We start from the raw sequence: 14,337 nt of genomic DNA, 5'->3' as shown, positions 1-14,337 counted from the left end.
CTATTGCGCCGCTTCGCCCTGTTCCTGCACGAACACCATGTAATCCACGATTCTCGGGATCGTCGTCTCGTCGACCGGGGCCTTGTAGGTCTCGATCATCTTCTTTGCGATGCCCTCCCACTTTTCGCGGGGCACCTTGGGCTGTTGCAACATGGTCGAGGGCGAATGGCAGGCAGTGCAATTGGCCAGCACTTCCTCGCGCCCCGGGCCTTCGGGAAGGTCGACGGGATCGTCGGGCAGGGTGATGCTGGCGTCGGCGAAGGAGACGCCCGGCGCGCTGTCGCAGGCGGCCAGCAGCGCGAGTGCGGGGAGGATGGCAAGCGCTCTCATTGTGCCCTCAGGGTGATGCGTTCGATCACGTTGCGGGCATAGCCCGAAGGGTTCCAGACGAAGGTTTCGGGCTGCACCGCGCCGTTCACGTTGCGGGCGCGCACGCCGACCTGTTCGAAATCACCCGCGACCTGCGGCAGCTCCACCCACCACCGGCGGAAAGCGTAGGGGCCAAGGTCATCCGGGGCGAGGGTGCAGGGAATCTCCCAGCCCATTCCGACCAGATCGACCCGGTCGAGTGCGGCATCGCCGCCGAAGGCGATCCCCTCCAGCACCAGCGGCTTGCCGAGCGCGACGGTGTCTCCGTCGGCATGACTGGTGATGAAGCTGCGCGGCGGCATGGTGGTGATGGGGACGGTGGGGAAGCCCTTGTCGCCCGGCTGCACCGGCGCTGCCGGAAAGCGATAGGTGTCCGCCATATAGTGGCTCGGGTCTTCCTCGTCATCGATCACTTCGATCGTGGCGAGCATCTTGACCCAATAGGTCGAAAACCACCCCGGCACCACGATCCGCAAGGGGAAGCCGTGGAGGATCGGGAGCGGTTCGTCGTTCATCGCCCAAGCGACCAGCACGTCGTCGCGCATCGCCATGTCCATCGGAAGCGATTTGATGAATTGCGGCGCGCCGTCGGTGAGCGGCACGTCGAGCCCGGCGAAGCGCACGCGCTTGGCCCAGGGGGCGGTGCCGCCGGCCTTGGCGAGCACATCGCGCACCCGCACGCCGGTCCACTTCGCGCAGCCCATCGCGCCATTGCCCCACTGCCCACCGGTGACGCGCGGCTGCGATAGCCCGCGCCCGTTGCCCGCGCATTGGTTGACCGCGACGACCGAGACATGCTCGCCCGCAGCGGCCACCTCGTCCAGCGTCAGCGACGCTGCCCGCTTCACCGCGCCGCCGACCGCCACGCGGTGCTCGTTCGCCTTGATTTCGGTCGGGAAAGGCCAGTTCCAGCGCACAAACATCCGGTCATTGGGCGTGATCACGCCCTCGCGAAAGGCGCTCATCGGCGTTTCCAGCACCGGCGGGCGGACGCGGTGGACAATCATTTCGCCCTTGCCGGGGAAGACGGGTTCCAGCGGGCGCAGGCTCGGCCCGCCGGGGAGGCCAAGGTCGATCAGCCGTCCGGCCTGCTGCGCCAGCACCGGTGCGGCCAGCGCGGTAACGCCTGCCCCGGCGATCAGCGTGCGGCGGGTGAGCTTGCCCTCGCTCATGCGTCTGCCCTTTCAAGCCGCTCGATCAGCGCGCTGATATCCGCTACTGCGAGCCGGTGCGCGGCGATCAGATCGCCGATATCGTCGATCCGCGCCATTTCGCCATCGTCGCGCATGATCGAGCAGATCACCGCCGCATCGCCCACGCCCGCCATCCGCGCGAGGTCGATCGAAGCTTCGCAGGCAGCGGGCCGCGCGAGCACGCCGCCGGGCTGACCGATCAGCGGAAAGACGTGGCCGGGCGAGTGTATGTCCGCCGCGCACGCTCCTTCGGTGATGGCGACCTGCACGGTATGCGCGCGGTCGGCGGCGGAAATGCCGGTCGAGACCCCATGCGCCGCCTCGATCGAGCGGGCGAAGGGGCGCCCGGTCTGGCGGTGCGGGCCGGGATTGATCAGCGTCAGCCCCAGCCGCGCGGCGCGCTCGGGCGTCACCGCGAGGCAGATCAGGCCGCGCCCGTGGGTGGCCATGAAGTTGATCACCTCGGGCGTCACCGCGCTGGCCGGGCACATGAAGTCGATATCCCCGCCGCGCAGCCGGTCACCCGCGAGCACGACGATCCGCCCCGCGGCAATCGCCGCGAGCGCGCCGTCGAGATCGTGGTCGAGCGCCGCGGTCATCACGCCAGATCCCGCCCGGCGGCAAAGCTCTTCGCGCCGAGCACGACCTGCTTGCCGACCAGTTCCAGCTGTCCGCGCGCGCGCTCGTCAAGGCACTCGCCGTCGGGCGAGAACAGCCCGCGATAGGTGCGGATCGTTGCGCCCATCGGGGTCGGCCAGCCGCGCAGGGCGTGGGTGATGGCGCGCATCGTCAGCAGCGTCGACATCGAGGCCTGATCGCCGAAAGCCGTGGCGATCAGACCCACGGCCCGGCCATCGAGGTAGGGGCGCTCGTCCTTCGCCAGATCCTCAAGGTAATCGAGCGCGTTCTTGACCACGCCTGAGATAGTGCCGTGATAGCCGGGTGCGGCGACCAGCAGTCCGTCCGCCGCGCGCACCGCAGCAACCATTTCCGAGCCCAATCCGGCGCTGTGATCCGGGCCGAGATAGTGGGGGAGGGCGGTGAGGTATTCGCCGCCGAACACCGTCACCTCGGCCCCTTCGGCAGCCGCGACGCTGGCGGCAAGGCGCAGCGCCTGCTCGGTGGAGGAGCCGGGATTGACCGTGCCGCCAAGGGCTACGATGCGGGTCATGCAGGGGTGATCCTTTCAGCGAGATAGGTCGTTAGGCGGGCCGTCTGTTCAGGCGTGAAGCGCAGCCCCAGCTTGGTGCGCCGCCACAGGATGTCATCGGGTGTGCGGGCCCATTCGTGTGCGACAAGGTGGTCGACTTCGGCGGCGGTAAGCCCGTGGCCGAAATCCTCGCCAAGGTCGGCGGCGGTGCTGGCGGTGCCGAGGATCGACCGTGCCCGCGTGCCGTAGAGGCGCACCAGCCGCGCCGCGTCGTGCTCACTCAGAAAGGGATACTGCGCCATCAGTTCGCGGGCGAGAGCAGGGGCATCGAAGCGCCCGAAATCACCGCCGGGCAAGGGCGCGCTGCCTGTCCAGTCCGCGCCTTGCAGCACCGGCAGGAAGGGCGCCAGCTTCTCCACCGCCTCGGTCGACAGTTCGCGATAGGTGGTGATCTTGCCGCCGAACACCGAGAGCAGCGGCGCGGTGCCGTCCGCCCCGCCATCAAGCTCAAAACTGTAGCCGCGGGTCGCGGCTTCCGGCTTGCCCGAACCATCATCGATCAGCGGGCGCACCCCGGAATAGGTCCAGACCACGTCGGCCGGGGTGACGGGCGTGCGGAAATATTCCGAGGCGCCTTCGCACAGATAGGCGATTTCTTCAGGGCTGGCGTGCACCTCGTCGAGGCTGCCGGTGTGATCGACATCGGTGGTGCCGATTAGGGTGAAGTCGCTCTCGTAGGGAATGGCGAAGAAGATCCGCCCGTCGGGCAGCTGGAAGAAATAGGCAAAGTTATGGTCGAACAGCTTGTTCACCACGATGTGCGACCCGCGCACCAGCCGCATCCGCTGGGTGGTCGGCTCGCCTGCCCGGCCCAGCAGATCGAGCACGCGCGGCCCGGCTGCGTTGACGACCGCGCGGGCAGTAAAGGTCTCGCCCCCCGCCGCGATCCGCCAGTGATCGCCCTCACGGCTGAGCGCGGTGACTTCACAGCGGGTGCGCACTTCTGCGCCGCGATCGGCGGCGTCGCGCGCGTTGAGCACCACCAGCCGCGCATCGTCCACCCAGCCATCGGAATAGGCGAAGGCACGGTTGAATTCGGGCTTCAGCGGTGCGCCCGCGGGGTGGTTCGCCAGATCGATGCTCTTGGCCGAGGGCAGATATTTCCGCCCGCCCAAGTGATCGTAGAGGAACAGCCCCAGCCGCAGCAGCCAGCGCGGGCGCAGGCCGGGGCGGTGGGGGAGGATGAAGCGCAGCGGCCAGATGATGTGCGGCGCGATGCCCCACAGCACCTCGCGCTCGGTCAAGGCCTCGCGCACCAGGCTGAATTCGTAATGCTCCAGATAGCGCAGGCCGCCGTGGATCAGCTTGGTCGAATTGGACGAAGTGCCCTCGGCCAGATCGCCGCGTTCCAGCAGCAGCACTCGCGCCCCTCGCCCGGCGGCGTCGCGCGCGACGCCTGCGCCGTTCACGCCGCCGCCGATCACGGCCAGATCGAACATCGTGCTCATGGGATCACCCCTATCGCGAAGGCGAGCGCGACCACAAGTGAAGCGATGGTCGCCGCCAGCACCGGCATCACCGCGCGCCAGCCGAGGTCGAGCAGCAGGTCGGTGCGCGTGCGCATCGCGGTGGCGGTGACAGCGAGCAGCAGCAGGGTCTTGGAGGCTGTCAGCGCGTGCGCCGCCAGCGGGGCGGGCAGGGTGACGAGCGAATTCACCGCGACCAGCGCCAGGAATGCGAGGATGAACCCGGGCAGCAGCGGCACGCGCGCCTTGCCCACCCCGGCGGGCAGCGGCTGCACGCGCGCGATCCACAAGGCGGCGAGCGTCACCAGCGGGGCAAGCAGGGCGACGCGGGTGAGCTTCACCACCGTCGCCTGCGCGCCTGCCGCGTCGGACACGGCAAGGCCTGCGCCGATCGACTGCGCGACGTCATGGATCGCGGCTCCAGTCAGGAACCCGGCCTGCGCGTCGGAAAAATCGAGCGCGGTCGCCAGCATCGGATAGGTGACCAGCGCGATGGCCGATGCGGCGGCAAGGATCACCAGCGTCAGCGTGAACTGCGCCTGATCGACCCGCTCGCGCCCGATCACGCCATAGAGCGCCAGCGCCGCTGATGCGCCGCAAATCGCGGTTGCGCCCCCGGCGAGCAGGCCGATGGCAGGGCTCTGCCCCGTCACCCGCGCCGCGGCGAGCGCGGCGGCGAGCGCGGCGGCCATCACCAGCGCGAGGCCGAGGAACGGCACCGCGCCCATGCCCATCACCTGCATCGCCGTCACCTGAAAGCCCAGCAGCACGATCCCGGCCCTGAGGCCATGGCGCGAGACGGCGTCGAGCCCGTCATGGGTGCGCACATCGCCCGCGACGAAATTGAGCGCGAGGCCGATCAGCAGCCCGGCGAGGATCACCGGCACCCCGTAGTTCTGCGCCAGCCACGCCGCCGCCGCGCCCGCGATGGCGGCAATCGCAAGACCGGGGACGAAGCGCGAGAGCGGACGGCGCGCGCGGGGAGTGGCGGCCGCGCTTTCGGCAAGCACCATCTCGCCGAACAGATCGCCGGCAAAGGCCTCGAAATCGGGGCGCGCGTCGCGCTTCATGCCGGCTGATCCGTTATCTGTCTCACGGTGTCATATTCCTAGCCCGCGTCGCCCGGTTTGGCAACCGCCCGGCCTCAGGCGAAGACGGCGTCCGCTTCTTCCGGACGGCGGATCTCCGGCAGCAGCCACTGGAACCATGCCAGTGCCACCAGATAGGACGAAGCGGCAAAGATGAACAGCGGCACGAAGCCGAGCCCCGCATCGAGCACCCGCCCCGCGACGAGCGAAATCGCCACGCCGCCCATGTTGCCCATGAAGGCACCGAAGGCCGTCACCCGCCCGACCTTAACCTGCGGCACGACGTCCGTGATGGTCGAAAACAGCGAGAGCGAGAAGCCCTGATGCCCGGCCATCACCACGCCGATCATCACCGCCACCGGCCAGAACGCGTTCAGCTCCAGCACCAGCGGCAGCGGAGCGACGATCAGCGCCGAGACCAGCATCACGCCTTTGCGCACCCGGTTGGGGCTCCACCCGGCTTCGAGCAAGCGGGTCGAGGCCCAGCCAGCCAGCAGTGCGCCGAGGCCCGATCCGGCAAAGGCAATCGCCAGCGGCACCGCCAGTTCCAGGGTTGAGAGCCCGAATTCCTTGCGGTAGTAATCGGCGAGCCAGAAATTGATGAACCACCAGGTCATGTCCGACAGCGCCTTGGCACCGACGATCGCCCAGGTCTGGCGGTTCATCAGGATCGGGCCATAGGCCTCGCCGCCCGCGGTTTCCGCCGCCGTTTCCTCCCCGCCGCGCTGGCGCAGCTGGCTGATGCCGCGCGCGAGCCACATCCATGCGAGCAGCGAGATGAAGCCGCCGATCCCGCCCGCCACCAGCGCCCCGCGCCAGCCGACGCTGAGCGCCAACGCCGGAATGACGAAGGGCATCGCAATCGTCCCCGCGCCCGCTAGCAATGTCGCAAAGCCGAAGGCGAAGCTGCGCTTGTCGGGCGGGAACAGCGCTGCGACGGTCTTGATGGTGAGCGGGGTCTGCACCGCCTCGGTCACGCCGAGACCCACGCGCGCAGCGACCACCTGCCATGTCGTCAGCGCCCAGCCGTGCGCCATCGCAGCAAGGCTCCAGGCAGATGCGCCCACCTGCATCGAGCGGTTGACCCCCAGCCGGTCCACCAGCCAGCCGGTGAACAGGAAAGCGAAGGCGGCGGAGAACTGCGTGACTGCGGCCAGATCGCCGAAATCGCTGTCGCTCCAGCCGAAATCGGCCATCATGTCGGGCTTGAGGATCGCGATGATCGGGCGGTCCATCGCGTTGAACACCCCCGCGATGCACAGCACCGTGAACAGCGACCAGCGCAGGCGCGCGGCAATGGGCGAGGGGTTGGCGTGCATCAAGGGTTCCTAGATTTCATCGCGGGGGCAGACAAGAAGGGCCGCCGGATCGCTCCGGCGGCCCCGTTTGGTGATGTCACGACCTGAAGGTGCTCATCACATCCGGGCGCGCAAGCTGACCCCGAAATAGCGATCCGCATCGCGCGGGATCTGCAGGCGGCGTCCGTTCTCGACGTTGAGCAGCACGTAGCTCTCGTCGGTGATGTTGCGGACGTGGAAGGTCAGGCGATACTTGTCCTCCGGATCGGAGAACCCGACCGAGGCGTTCCAGATGCCATAGGGATCGATCGGCCCCGCCTCACCCAGATCGGAGAACTGCCGGCTGGTGTGGCGGAAATCGGTGTTGAGGTAGAGCACCGCCTTGTCGCCCAGATCGGCAGTGTAATCGCCGCCGAGAGTGTAGACGAACTTGGGCGCGAGCGGCAGCTGAGTGCCGTTGATCGCGCTCGGCGCATTGGTGAGCGGGTTGGGGTTGAACTCCTTGACGCGGGCATCGGCATAGGCCGCGCTCGCGCGCAGGTTCAGCCCGCCAACCGGGTTGACGATCAGATCGGCTTCGAAGCCTTCGCTCTTCACCGTCCCGGCATTGGTCAGGTTCGACACCGTCGCGCCGTTGATCAGCACGAAGTTGTTGGCCTGGAACCCGTCATATTCGACCGAGAAGGCGGCGACGTTCAGCTGCACCCGGCGATCGAGGAACTGCGACTTCACCCCGATTTCGAAGCTGTCGGAGATTTCCTCGTCGATCGGGCGGGCGTTGTTGGGCGCGGTGTGGTTGAAGAACACGTTGAACGCCGGGCCCTTGTAGCCGCGGGTGTAGGAGCCGTAGAGCATGATGTCGTCCGACGGCTCGAACTGCAGTACCGCGCGGCCCGAGAGGTTGCCGTTGGTGGTCTCGCCCGAGGAGGTGTTGGTGCCGTTGCCGCCGTTGGCGATGGTGCCGCCCGCGGGGTTGCCGTTGACGCCCGGACCGGTCGCCGGGAGGCCGGTGGTGCGGTTGATCCCCGGCGCGCGGGTGTGGGTGAACTCAAGATCGTCCCACGTGTAGCGCAGGCCCCCGGTCAGCGAGAGCTGCTCGGTGAAGCGATAGGTCGCCTGGCTGAACAGCGCGTAGTTGACCGATCGCACTTCGCTGCGCGAGGTGGCGGTCGGGAAGATCGTGTTGACCGGATCGTTGAGATTGCACGGCCGCGCCCCGCTGGGGGCGAGCGGCAAGGTCGAGCTGGCGCAGGTGATGTTGTTGCGGGTGAAGTCCTGCGTGTTGTCCGACTGCCAGATGAAGGCGCCCGCCTGATAGAAGAAGGCCTTGCTCTGGTCCGATGCGATGCGGATTTCGGCCGAGACCTGCTCGGTCTTGACCACGCCGTTATCGTGCAGTTCGCCCACGCCGACGATGGCGCGGGGCAGGAAGTCGCCTTCGCGCAGCTCGCGGTTGAACCAGTTGCGGTAGCCCAGCACCACGCTCAGCGTGTAAGTGTCGCTGATGTCGAAATCGCCGGTGCCGGTCAGGCTCCACTGCTTGTCCTGCGTGCGGGTGACGAGGTTGTGGTTGATGAAGCGCTGGTCTTCGCCCTGCGCCGGGCCGCCGGGCAGGCCGAGCTCGGCATCCTGCACCGCATTGCCACGGCTGACCCCGGTCACGTCGGCGCAGCAGTCGTCGTCCGCCTCGTAATAGTCGGCAATCAGGCGGACCTTGTTGCTGCCGTCGTCATAATCGACGATCCCGCGCAGGCCGTAGCGCTCATAGCCGTTGACGGTGTTGTTGGTGCCGCCGTTGATGTTGGTGATGTTGCCATCGAAGGTGCCGTAGAAACCGGTCAGGCGCGCGCTGATGTTCTCGGCCAGCGGGCCGGAGATTGCGGCGCGCAGACGGTATTCGTCGCCTTCGAACCAGTCGGCGCTGGCCTGAGCCTCGAATGTGTCGGTGCCGCCCTTCGACACGATATTGACGAGGCCGGCCGAGGCGTTGCGGCCGAACAGCGTGCCCTGCGGACCGCGCAGCACTTCGAGCCGTTCTAGGTCAACAAGGTCCATGAAGGCCTGGCCCGAACGGCTCAGCACCACGCCGTCGACAACGGTGGACACGCTGGGCTCGGCCGCGACCGAGAAGCTGATGGTGCCGACGCCGCGCATCACGATCGCGCTGTTGGCGCTGGTGGTGCCCTTGCGGAAGGTCACCGAGGGGACGACGGTCGAGATGTTCTCGAGGCTGAAGACCAGCGCCTGATCCAGCCGGTCGCCGCTCACCGCCGTGATGGCGATCGGCACATCCTGCACATTTTCCTCGACTTTTTGCGAGGTAACGATGATTTCCTCGACCTGCGCCATGGCAGGGGCAGTGGTGATCAGCGCGAGCGAACTGGCCGACAGGGCCAACGCTTTGAGCGCAATACGGGTGGTGGTCGGCATCGTGATGTTCTCCCCTGCGTCGTGATCGGTTCTTTCGGGCGTGTCACAAGACCATCGCCCGTGCGGTCGATCTTTCAGCCTTCGGGTTGCGCTTTCTACCCCGATCTGTCAAGCGGTGTCAGACAGAGCCAAGGGACAGGTCTGCGGAGGATTACGGGGCTGGAATGGTGCAGCTGACGCCAAGCGAGGGGGGTTTTGACCTGCGGCTGGCCGGGCGGGTTGTGCTGCGACACCGGCCTGAAAGCCTCGCTATTTCCGTGGCTTCGGGCGATCCTCAGGTGACGATGGTGCGCGGCAATTTTCGCCTCGCCGATGCCCCTGTGGCGGCGATGCCACTATCGCAGTGCGAAGTGGCGGGGGAGGACGCGATGGTGCTCTCGAGCGCCGATGGCAGCGTGAAACTGGCCGCGAATCTTGCGCCTGATGCATCCCGGCTCACTCTCGTCGCGCCGACCGGACATGACCGCGTCACCATCGACTTCGATCTCGCGCCCGATGATGTGCTGTGGGGTGGGGGCGAGCAGATGAGCTACCTCGTTCTCAATGGCCGCAATTTCCCGATGTGGACGAGCGAGCCGGGTGTCGGGCGCGAGCCGGGAACGCCGCTGACCGATCAGGCGAGCGCGGACGGCAGCTTTGCCGGCGGGGACTACTGGACGACCAATTATCCCGAGCCAACGGTGCTGTGTTCGGCCGGGTGGGCGATCAGCCTCGCCAACGCCGAATATGTCGAACTCGACGCGCGCGAAGCCGGGCGGCTGCGGGTTCATGTCTGGTCGCACGAGGCCCGCATCGACCTGTTCGAAGGCGCGCCCGCCGATCTCACCCGGCAGCTTGGCGCACGCTTCGGCTCGCGCCCGGCGCTGCCCGAGTGGGCGCTGGGGGGTGCGATCGTCGGCTTTAAGCAGGGTGAGGCGAGCTTCGAGCGGCTCGAAGCCCTGATTGACGCAGGCGCCGCGGTCGCGGGCCTGTGGTGCGAAGACTGGGTCGGCATCCGCGAGACCAGCTTCGGTCGCCGCCTGTTCTGGGACTGGCAGTGGAACGCCGAGCGCTATCCCGATCTCCCCGCGCGCATCGCCGCTCTGAAGGCGCGCGGCATTCGCTTCCTTGGCTATGTGAACCCCTATCTCGCGGTCGACGGCCCGCTCTACCCGGAGGCTGCCGCCAAGGGATACTTCGCCAAGTGCCTCGACAGCGACGAGCCCTATGCCGTCGACTTCGGCGAGTTTCACGCGGGCGTGGTCGATTTCACCAACCCCGCCGCCGCCGAATGGTTCGCCGAGGAGGTGATCGGCCAACGGATGCTCGATTTCGGGCTCGATGGCTGGATGGCAGACTTCGGCGAATACCTCCCCACCGATCTGCGCCTGTTCGATGGCGACCCGATGCAGGAGCACAACCGCTGGCCGGTGCGCTGGGCAGAGGTCAACGCGCGCGCAGTTGCCTCGCGCGGGCGGACGGGCGACGTCCTATGGTTCATGCGCGCCGGGCACACGGGGGTGCAGGCGCATTGCCCCTTGTTGTGGGCGGGCGACCAGTCGGTCGACTTCTCGCGCCATGACGGCATCGGCACCGTGATCACCGCCGCGCTGTCATCGGGCCTCGTCGGCAATGCCTTCAGCCATTCCGATGTTGGCGGCTACACCAGCCTGTTCGGCAATATCCGCACGCCCGAACTGCTGCTGCGCTGGTACGAGCTGGGCGCCTTCAGCCCGGTGTACCGCACGCATGAGGGCAACCGGCCGGACGAAAACCTCCAGATCGATTCCACCGCCGAACTGATCGAAGGCTTCGTCCGCTGCAGCCGCATCCACGCGCACCTCGCGTCCTATGTGCAGCACCTCGTCGCCGAGGCGCGGGCCACGGGGCTTCCGGCCCAACGCGCGCTGTTCCTGCACTACCCGGACGACCGCCAGAGCTTCACCATTCAGGACCAATACCTCTATGGTGCGGACATGATGGTGGCACCGGTGATCGAGGCGGGGGCGGTGATGCGCAAGGTCTATCTGCCGGATGGCGATTGGCGGCACCTGTGGAGCGGCGCGGATTACGCGCCGGGTTGGCACGACGTATCCGCGCCCATCGGGCAGCCGCCGGTGTTCTACCGCCCCGAAAGTGCCTTCGCATCCCTGTTCGCGGGAGTAGCCGCATGAGCCGCGCCAATATCCGGGATGTCGCCGCACGCGCCGGGGTGGCGGTCAAGACCGTCAGCCGGGTGCTCAACGGCCACCCTTACGTAAGTGCCGAGCTGCGGGAGCGGGTCGAGCGGGCAATGGTCGATCTCGATTACCGCCCCTCGGTCGCCGCGCGCATCCTGTCGGGCGCAAAGTCCAATCAGGTCGCGCTGATCTACGACAATCATAGCCCGTACTACATGTTCCAGATCCAGAAGGGCTGCTGGGATGTGTGCCACGAGGCCGGCATCCGCCTGCTCGCCCAGCCCGTCGACGTCGCCGATCCGCGGGTCGGCGATCAGGTGCGCGGGCTGGTGAGCGAGACCCATGTGGATGGCATCATCCTCTCCTCCCCCGTCACCGATTGCGATCCCGTGCTGCGCGCGCTGGAGGGGATGGACGTGCCCTTCGTGCGGATTTCGCCGGGGACCAATCATGCGCTGACCTCGAGCGTGTTCATGGACGACGCGCAGGCCGCCGACGACATGACCACGCATCTGATCAACGCAGGGCATCGGCGGATCGGGTTCATCAAGGGCCACACCAACCACATGGCCTCTGACGACCGCCTTTTCGGATACCGCCGCGCGCTCGACCGCGTGGGCATTCCGTTCGAGCCCGGCCTCGTGGTCGATGGCGCGTTCGATTTCGACAGCGGTGTCGCCGGGGCGAATGCGCTGCTGGGCCTGCCTGACCGGCCGACGGCGATTTTCGCGTCGAATGACGACATGGCCGCCGGGGTGCTCGCCGTGGCGCATGATCGCGGGATCGACGTGCCCCATCAACTGTCGGTCGCGGGCTTCGACGATACCACGCTGGCGCGCACCGTGTGGCCGCCGCTCACCACCATCCACCAGCCGATGGCCGAGCTTGCCCGCACCGCCACCCAAATCCTGATCACAGGCGGGGACATCACCCACAAGCGCCTGCCCCACGACCTTGTCGAGCGCGCCTCGGTCGCGCCCCCAAAGAGGAACTGACCATGAGTGAACTGCCCCTGCCGCCTGCAACGCGCCGCCTTGGCGCGAGCACTATCGAGGTTTCGCCCATCGCCTGGGGCATGTGGCGGTTGGCCGAGGACGGGCGCACCACAGCGGACGCCGCGAAGCTTGTGCATGCGGCGCTCGATGCCGGGATCACCTTCCTCGACACCGCCGACATTTATGGCTTTGACGGTTCTGGCGGCTTCGGCGATGCCGAGGTGCTGCTGGGCGAGGTGATCGCCGCCGAACCTGCCTTGCGCGACCGCATGGTGCTGGCGACCAAGGGCGGCATTCTCCCGCCGCTGCCCTACGACCAGAGCGCCGACTATCTGCGCAAGGCGATCGACGATTCGCTGCGCCGCCTTCAGGTGGATTCGGTTGATCTATGGCAGATCCATCGCCCCGATATTCTCGCTCACCCGCAGGAGGTCGCGCGGGTGCTGGACGACGCCGTGGCGAGCGGGAAGGTGCGCGCGCTGGGCGTCTCGAACTTCACGCAAGCGCAGATCGCGGCGCTCCAGCACTTCCTCGGAAACAAGCTGGCGACGACCCAGCCCGAGATCAGCCCCTTGCGGATCGACTGCTTCGAGAACGGTGAACTCGATCAGGCGATGATGCTTGGCCTCACCCCGATGGCATGGTCGCCGCTGGGGGGCGGCAGGCTCGCCGCGCCGGAAACCGCTCGCGAAAAGGCTGTGGCGGCGGCGCTCGATGCTGTGGCCGAGGCGCAAGGCGTCTCGCGCACGGCCTGTGCCTATAGCTGGCTGATGGCACACCCGGCGGGCATCATTCCGATCATCGGCTCGCAGAACGCCGCGCGGATCGCCGAAGGGGCCGAGGCGCTCAAGGTGCGCTGGACGCGCACCGACTGGTACGCCGTGCTGATCGCGGCGCGGGGCGTGCCTTTGCCTTGACCTTTCACCGTTCGGGCTGAGCCTGTCGAAGCCCTGCACATTCTTTTCCACCCCAGCCCAAAAGAAAAACGGCCCTTCGACAAGCTCAGGGCGAACGGGAAATCGGAGGAACCTGATATGACCCAACAATGCGAAATCGCGTGGTTTTCCGCGCTGTGCGACGATGATTACGAGTTACTCGGCGTCCCCGATCCCTATCTGCAATCCAGCTGGGAGCATTGCCGCAACATCGTCACTCGCGCCGAGGAGGGCGGGTTCGATAACATCTTGCTGCCTTCGGGCTACCAGCTTGGCGTCGACACCACGATCTTCGCCGCCGCCGTCGCCACGCAGGTCAAGCGCATCAAGCTGCTGTGGGCGACCCGCATGGGCGAGGATTGGCCGCCGCAGCTCGCGCGCCGGATCGCGACATTGGACCGCATCCTCGGCCCCAATGCCGCCGGCACCGGCGGGCGTTTGAACGTCAACATCATCTCGTCCGACATGCCGGGCGAGAAAATCGAGAGCGGCCCGCGCTACCGCCGAGGCACCGAGATCATGAAGATCGTGAAAACGCTGCTGAACGGCGAGCATCTCGATTTCGAAGGCGAGTTCTACAAGCTGAAGCTCGATCCGCCGCGCATCACCACGCTCAGCGGCAAGTGCCCGCCGTTCTATTTCGGCGGCCTCAGCCACGAAGCGCGCGAATGTGCGGCCGAGGCGGCGGACGTCTACCTGATGTGGCCCGACACCATGGACAAGGTGCGCGAGAACATCGCCGACCTTAAGGCGCGGGCCGCCAATTATGGCCGCACGCTCAAGTTCGGCTACCGCGTCCACGTGATCGTACGCGAGACCGAGGACGAGGCGCGCGCCTATGCCGACCGGCTGCTCTCGAAGCTCGACGACGAGGCGGGCCGCGCGATCCGCGAGAAGAGCCTCGATGCCAAAAACTACGGTGTCCAGCGGCAGCAGGAACTGCGCGGGGCTGCCGACGGCGACGGATTCGTCGAGGAGAACCTGTGGACCGGCATCGGCCGGGCGCGTTCCGGCTGCGGGGCGGCGATCGTCGGCACGCCCGATCAGGTGCTCGCCAAGCTGCGCGCCTATCAGGCTGAAGGGATCGAGGCGTTCATCCTATCGGGCTATCCGCACATGCAGGAAGCCGATCTCTTCGCGCGGCACGTGCTGCCGCATATCCAGCATGGCCCGCTCGAAATGTGAGATCGGGGG

12 protein-coding genes are annotated in these 14,337 nt (G+C 67.2%); 4 read left to right on the top strand and 8 right to left on the bottom strand.

Annotated features, from left to right (window positions below; translation table 11 throughout):
* The 8 genes from BZF59_RS04790 to BZF59_RS04755 all read right to left on the bottom strand — a co-directional run bounded on the left by BZF59_RS04790 (nt 1) and on the right by BZF59_RS04755 (nt 9,054).
* Nucleotides 1-330, bottom strand: coding sequence for a hypothetical protein (locus BZF59_RS04790; protein ID WP_086607124.1), 330 nt, complete (start codon nt 328-330; stop codon nt 1-3).
* Nucleotides 327-1,541, bottom strand: coding sequence for a molybdopterin-dependent oxidoreductase (locus BZF59_RS04785; protein ID WP_086607123.1), 1,215 nt, complete (start codon nt 1,539-1,541; stop codon nt 327-329). The genes BZF59_RS04790 and BZF59_RS04785 overlap by 4 nt, the downstream gene beginning before the upstream one ends.
* Entirely contained in the window at nt 1,538-2,161 is a 624-nt protein-coding gene (locus BZF59_RS04780) for a 3,4-dihydroxy-2-butanone-4-phosphate synthase (protein WP_086607122.1), read from the bottom strand. The genes BZF59_RS04785 and BZF59_RS04780 overlap by 4 nt, the downstream gene beginning before the upstream one ends.
* A complete protein-coding gene (locus BZF59_RS04775; RefSeq protein WP_086607121.1) occupies nt 2,161-2,733 on the bottom strand; it encodes an NADPH-dependent FMN reductase in 573 nt (190 codons plus the stop codon). The genes BZF59_RS04780 and BZF59_RS04775 overlap by 1 nt, the downstream gene beginning before the upstream one ends.
* Entirely contained in the window at nt 2,730-4,220 is a 1,491-nt protein-coding gene (locus BZF59_RS04770) for a glycerol-3-phosphate dehydrogenase (protein ID WP_086607120.1), read from the bottom strand. The genes BZF59_RS04775 and BZF59_RS04770 overlap by 4 nt, the downstream gene beginning before the upstream one ends.
* On the bottom strand, nt 4,217-5,308 hold the full coding sequence (locus tag BZF59_RS04765; RefSeq protein WP_086607119.1) for a YeiH family protein: 1,092 nt from the start codon (nt 5,306-5,308) through the stop codon (nt 4,217-4,219). The genes BZF59_RS04770 and BZF59_RS04765 overlap by 4 nt, the downstream gene beginning before the upstream one ends.
* A 74-nt stretch (nt 5,309-5,382) precedes the next feature.
* Nucleotides 5,383-6,645 (bottom strand): MFS transporter, encoded by a 1,263-nt coding sequence (locus BZF59_RS04760; protein WP_086607118.1) that lies wholly within the window; start codon nt 6,643-6,645, stop codon nt 5,383-5,385.
* Nucleotides 6,646-6,741: 96 nt separating this feature from the next.
* Nucleotides 6,742-9,054 carry a TonB-dependent receptor gene (locus BZF59_RS04755; protein WP_086607117.1) on the bottom strand — a complete coding sequence of 771 codons (2,313 nt, stop codon included), beginning with the start codon at nt 9,052-9,054 and terminating at the stop codon, nt 6,742-6,744.
* 164 nt (nt 9,055-9,218) lie between these two features.
* Here BZF59_RS04755 and BZF59_RS04750 point away from each other — a divergent pair, with 164 nt between their 5' ends.
* From BZF59_RS04750 to BZF59_RS04735, 4 genes are all read left to right on the top strand, one after another.
* Complete coding sequence (locus BZF59_RS04750; RefSeq protein WP_086607116.1) at nt 9,219-11,207, top strand: alpha-glucosidase; 1,989 nt, start codon at nt 9,219-9,221, stop codon at nt 11,205-11,207.
* A complete protein-coding gene (locus tag BZF59_RS04745) occupies nt 11,204-12,208 on the top strand; it encodes a LacI family DNA-binding transcriptional regulator (protein WP_086607115.1) in 1,005 nt (334 codons plus the stop codon). The genes BZF59_RS04750 and BZF59_RS04745 overlap by 4 nt, the downstream gene beginning before the upstream one ends.
* Nucleotides 12,209-12,210: 2 nt before the next feature.
* A complete protein-coding gene (locus BZF59_RS04740) occupies nt 12,211-13,125 on the top strand; it encodes an aldo/keto reductase (RefSeq protein ID WP_086607114.1) in 915 nt (304 codons plus the stop codon).
* 117 nt (nt 13,126-13,242) lie between these two features.
* On the top strand, nt 13,243-14,328 hold the full coding sequence (locus BZF59_RS04735; protein ID WP_086607113.1) for an LLM class flavin-dependent oxidoreductase: 1,086 nt from the start codon (nt 13,243-13,245) through the stop codon (nt 14,326-14,328).
* Nucleotides 14,329-14,337 lie beyond the last annotated feature (9 nt).

It is taken from the genome of Erythrobacter donghaensis (genome assembly GCF_002155425.1).
GTDB classification, from domain to species: domain Bacteria; phylum Pseudomonadota; class Alphaproteobacteria; order Sphingomonadales; family Sphingomonadaceae; genus Erythrobacter; species Erythrobacter donghaensis.
This window is presented reverse-complemented; position numbering and strand designations above follow the sequence as displayed.

Bases quoted from the DNA above. Each gene is read 5' to 3' on its own strand.
- BZF59_RS04750 (WP_086607116.1), top strand. From the start codon at position 9,219: ATGGTGCAGCTGACGCCAAGCGAGGGGGGTTTTGACCTGCGGCTGGCC.
- BZF59_RS04760 (WP_086607118.1), bottom strand. From the start codon at position 6,645: ATGCACGCCAACCCCTCGCCCATTGCCGCGCGCCTGCGCTGGTCGCTG.
- BZF59_RS04775 (WP_086607121.1), bottom strand. From the start codon at position 2,733: ATGACCCGCATCGTAGCCCTTGGCGGCACGGTCAATCCCGGCTCCTCC.
- BZF59_RS04765 (WP_086607119.1), bottom strand. From the start codon at position 5,308: ATGAAGCGCGACGCGCGCCCCGATTTCGAGGCCTTTGCCGGCGATCTG.
- BZF59_RS04770 (WP_086607120.1), bottom strand. From the start codon at position 4,220: ATGAGCACGATGTTCGATCTGGCCGTGATCGGCGGCGGCGTGAACGGC.
- BZF59_RS04735 (WP_086607113.1), top strand. From the start codon at position 13,243: ATGACCCAACAATGCGAAATCGCGTGGTTTTCCGCGCTGTGCGACGAT.
- BZF59_RS04785 (WP_086607123.1), bottom strand. From the start codon at position 1,541: ATGAGCGAGGGCAAGCTCACCCGCCGCACGCTGATCGCCGGGGCAGGC.
- BZF59_RS04755 (WP_086607117.1), bottom strand. From the start codon at position 9,054: ATGCCGACCACCACCCGTATTGCGCTCAAAGCGTTGGCCCTGTCGGCC.
- BZF59_RS04790 (WP_086607124.1), bottom strand. From the start codon at position 330: ATGAGAGCGCTTGCCATCCTCCCCGCACTCGCGCTGCTGGCCGCCTGC.
- BZF59_RS04745 (WP_086607115.1), top strand. From the start codon at position 11,204: ATGAGCCGCGCCAATATCCGGGATGTCGCCGCACGCGCCGGGGTGGCG.
- BZF59_RS04780 (WP_086607122.1), bottom strand. From the start codon at position 2,161: ATGACCGCGGCGCTCGACCACGATCTCGACGGCGCGCTCGCGGCGATT.
- BZF59_RS04740 (WP_086607114.1), top strand. From the start codon at position 12,211: ATGAGTGAACTGCCCCTGCCGCCTGCAACGCGCCGCCTTGGCGCGAGC.